The 3,567-nt window shown below is 54.7% G+C and carries 3 protein-coding genes; all 3 read left to right on the top strand.

What is annotated here, in order from left to right:
* Positions 1–150 precede the first annotated feature (150 nt).
* Positions 151–660 carry an isoprenylcysteine carboxylmethyltransferase family protein gene (locus ABYV26_RS22990; RefSeq protein WP_372683689.1) on the top strand — a complete coding sequence of 170 codons (510 nt, stop codon included), beginning with the start codon at positions 151–153 and terminating at the stop codon, positions 658–660.
* Between the two features lie 316 nt (positions 661–976).
* On the top strand, positions 977–1,828 hold the full coding sequence (locus ABYV26_RS22985) for a transglutaminase N-terminal domain-containing protein (protein ID WP_372683688.1): 852 nt from the start codon (positions 977–979) through the stop codon (positions 1,826–1,828).
* A 220-nt stretch (positions 1,829–2,048) separates the two neighbouring features.
* A complete protein-coding gene (locus ABYV26_RS22980) occupies positions 2,049–3,452 on the top strand; it encodes a DEAD/DEAH box helicase (RefSeq protein WP_372683687.1) in 1,404 nt (467 codons plus the stop codon).
* The last annotated feature ends 115 nt before the right edge of the window (positions 3,453–3,567 follow it).

Below are 3,567 nucleotides of genomic sequence, written 5' to 3'. Positions count from 1 at the left end.
CGGAAAACGCAGCAGTTGAAGCTGGCGGACCGCACCTGAAAATGTGGAACGGCCATAGGCGGATCGGAAGATTATTCCTTTTTTTAAATAGTTGCAGAGCAACCAACTTGGGATGACCTGCAGCGTTGGACAACCGGTTTAAGAACGGACATGTCACGCAGCCAATTCATCGAAAATACGTTAAAGACATTTTTTTTCGCATTTATTGTCGTGTTCGTAGCAGCCTACATCCCTTATAAGATCGTCACCGCTGAAAGCCATACCGACATCGCAGGGATCGGAAGATTTCACTTCATGGGTTATTTCCTAATTGCATCCGGCGTAATTGGATATTTGGCCTGTTTTTGGAATTTCATTGTTGACGCCAAAGGCTCACCAATACCCGGGGACACGCAGGACCTTATCGTTAGAGGGCTTTATCGATATGTGAGAAATCCGATTTATATTTCAGCGGTTCTCATCTTCGCCGGGGAAGCGCTTTTGTTTCGATCCTTAGAGATGATTTACTATCTGTTGGGGTGGATCGTCGTTTTCCATTTAGTCGTCGTCTACGTTGAAGAACCTTTCCTGCGCACTAAATTTGGAAACACCTATGAAAGATACTGCAAATCGGTGCGCCGGTGGCGTCCTCGATTGAAACCGCCCGGGAAAGACGGGTGATTTTCTTGTATCATTGCATGCCCAAATGCTGTATTTTTCGGTTGTGAAGGCCGCTTGACCCCCCGCGGCGCCTGACGCAGGTTCCTCGCGCTGGAAAGACGCAACGCTGCATCCTGCCGCAAAGCGTTTCCAGGCAAAGCGAATCAGGGACAGCGCATGCCTAACCATTGACACCATGCCAAGCGCGGCGGCATGAGTGATGAGAGGCAGACCCCACGGTCGCGCCATCGTTTGGCGGGGATGGGATCGATCCTTGCATCGCCTAACGATCCAAGGTGCCCATAACACCGCTTGAGCCGCGAATTCGGGGTGAAGGATGCAGCGCTATAAAATTATTCATCGCACTTACTACAACTATTCCGGTGACGTGACGCTCGGACCGCATCACTTGCTCCTGCGTCCGAGAGAAGACCACGAACTGCGCATCGAGTCATTGGCGCTGAAGATCACACCCACGGCTACCCTGCTTTGGCACCGGGACGTGGAAGGCAATTCGGTCGCGATAGCAAAATTCGATTTGCCCACCAACCAGCTTGTGATTGAGAGCGAAGTCATCATTCAGCAGTTCAATGAAGCCCCGCTCAACTTCATGGTGACCGATTACGCCATCGAATACCCGTTTGCCTACCAACCGGATGACCAAATTCTGCTGGCCCCCTATATGGCATTGCCGGAGCAAGAGACACGCAACGAGGTGCATCAATGGATTGCCAATTTCTGGCAACCCGGTGAGGCGATTCAAACCTACACGCTGTTGCAGCGGCTTGCCACGCACATTTATCAAACCCTGTCATACCGGGTAAGGGAAGAACCCGGCGTACAAACTGCCCGACAAACCCTGTCCGGCCGCACCGGCTCCTGCCGTGATTTTGCCTCGCTCTTTATGGATGCAGCCAGGTGCTTGGGGCTTGCTTCGCGCTTTGTAAGTGGGTATCTTCACGCGCCGCTGCTCTCTGATCAGATTGGAGCCACCCATGCGTGGGCCGAGGTTTACCTGCCCGGTGCAGGCTGGAAGGGATTCGATCCCACCATTGGAAAGATCGCCGGAACGGATCACATCGCCGTCGCAGTAGCCCGATTGCCCGAATCCGTGCCGCCCATAGCGGGCTCTTTCGTGGGGGCACGGGATTCGAGCATGGACGTGGGCGTATGGGTAAGCCAGTGTTAAACTGGTGAGCGAAACCGGTAATTGACAAGTAAAATTGCATCAGGGGGAAGTACCCACCGGCCGCCCCGACATGTTGAACCACTGCACCGCGAAAGCAAGCGCGAACTGGAAATCGATATATTTCCTTACGGTGACGCGCAGCGCTGCCGGTACAGGTAGAACCCTCCCCGCGGCTTGCCGGGGGGAGGGTTTTATTTCCGGGACCATTCAGGACTGCCATATGCTATTTGATCAACTGCGCCTTCGGGCCGAACTGCTTAAAGCGGTCCAGGACAGGGGTTACACCGCCCCCACCCTCATTCAGGCCAAGGCCATTCCCGTTATCCTCGGCGGGCAGGACATACTTGCCCGCGCCCAGACCGGAACGGGGAAGACGGATGCCTTCGCCCTTCCCCTGGTCGAGATCCTGAGCCGGAAAAACACCAGCGGGCGACACCCCCGCGCCCTGGTCTTGACCCCCACGCGAGAACTGGGCCTTCAGGTGGGAGCGTGCATCAAAGCGTACGCAAGACGGGTCTCTTTGCGATGCACGGTGGTTCACGGTGGGGTTCGCATCCATCCGCAGATCGATCGGCTCAGGCGCGGCATCGATATTCTCGTGGCCACGCCGGGCCGCCTGCTGGATCTCGCCGGCCAGCGGCATTTGAATCTCTTTCGAATAGAATTCCTGGTTTTTGACGAGGCGGACAGGATGCTGGACCTGGGATTCAGCGAGGAAATTTCGGCGATCCTCGATCTGGTTCCAACAAACCGCCGAACCATGCTGTTTTCGGCCACCTACACGCAGCAGATCCGGGATCTTGCCGAAAGAATGCTGCAGGATCCTGCATATATCGAGGTAACGCCCCACCATACGGCGGCGGAATCGGTAGTCCAGAAGGTTTACCGGGTGGACCGATCCAATAAACGCGCGCTTCTCATCCACCTGATCACCAGCGGAAACTGGAGCCGGATACTGGTCTTCACCCGCACCCGGCACGGGGCCAACACGCTCACGGAGAAACTTGCCGCCCACGGAATTAGAGCTGCAGCGATGCATGGCAACAAGAGCCAGTCTTTCCGGACACGATCCCTCGACGCCTTCAAGAACGGCGACATCCGCATCCTCGTGGCAACGGATGTGGCCGCAAGGGGCCTGGACATCAGCCATCTGCCATATGTGGTCAACTATGATGTGCCGGGCAGCCCTGAGGAATATGTTCATCGAATCGGTCGCACCGGCCGTGCGGGGGTAAGCGGCATTGCCGTTTCCCTGGTAAGTGCCGAAGAAAGGCCTTATCTTCAGGCCATTGAAAAACTGCTGAAGCGAAAAATCCCGGTGGAAAAAGTCGACGGGTATACCGAGGGCTGCGACGTTCCGGACTATGTTCTCCTTCGCCCGGACAGCGCGTCCAGCCAGAAAAAGGCAGACAAAGACCTCAAGGAGATCGTCGCCAGAAGAACTGCTTCAAAAGAGCAATCGAAAACCCGTAAAACGAAAAAGACTGGCTCCGGCAAACATGCTGCGCCGGGGTCGAGATCCCGATCCGGCAGGAAAAATGAAAAGGCCGGAAAAAAGCCGCCCCGGTCAGGGTCGCACCACCCTCTTTCTTCAAGACCCGGCAAACGCAAGGGCAGGAAATAAGCGATTCCGGCATCAGTGTGTAGAAATTTATTTTCTTTGCCTTCTTTTTCTTTTACCTCATCATTTATAAAGATTATCTTTGATGAGTATTTTATTGCCCTTATTAAATAAAGCT

Source organism: Desulfosarcina sp. (assembly GCF_041551955.1).
GTDB lineage: Bacteria > Desulfobacterota > Desulfobacteria > Desulfobacterales > Desulfosarcinaceae > Desulfosarcina.
This window is presented reverse-complemented; position numbering and strand designations above follow the sequence as displayed.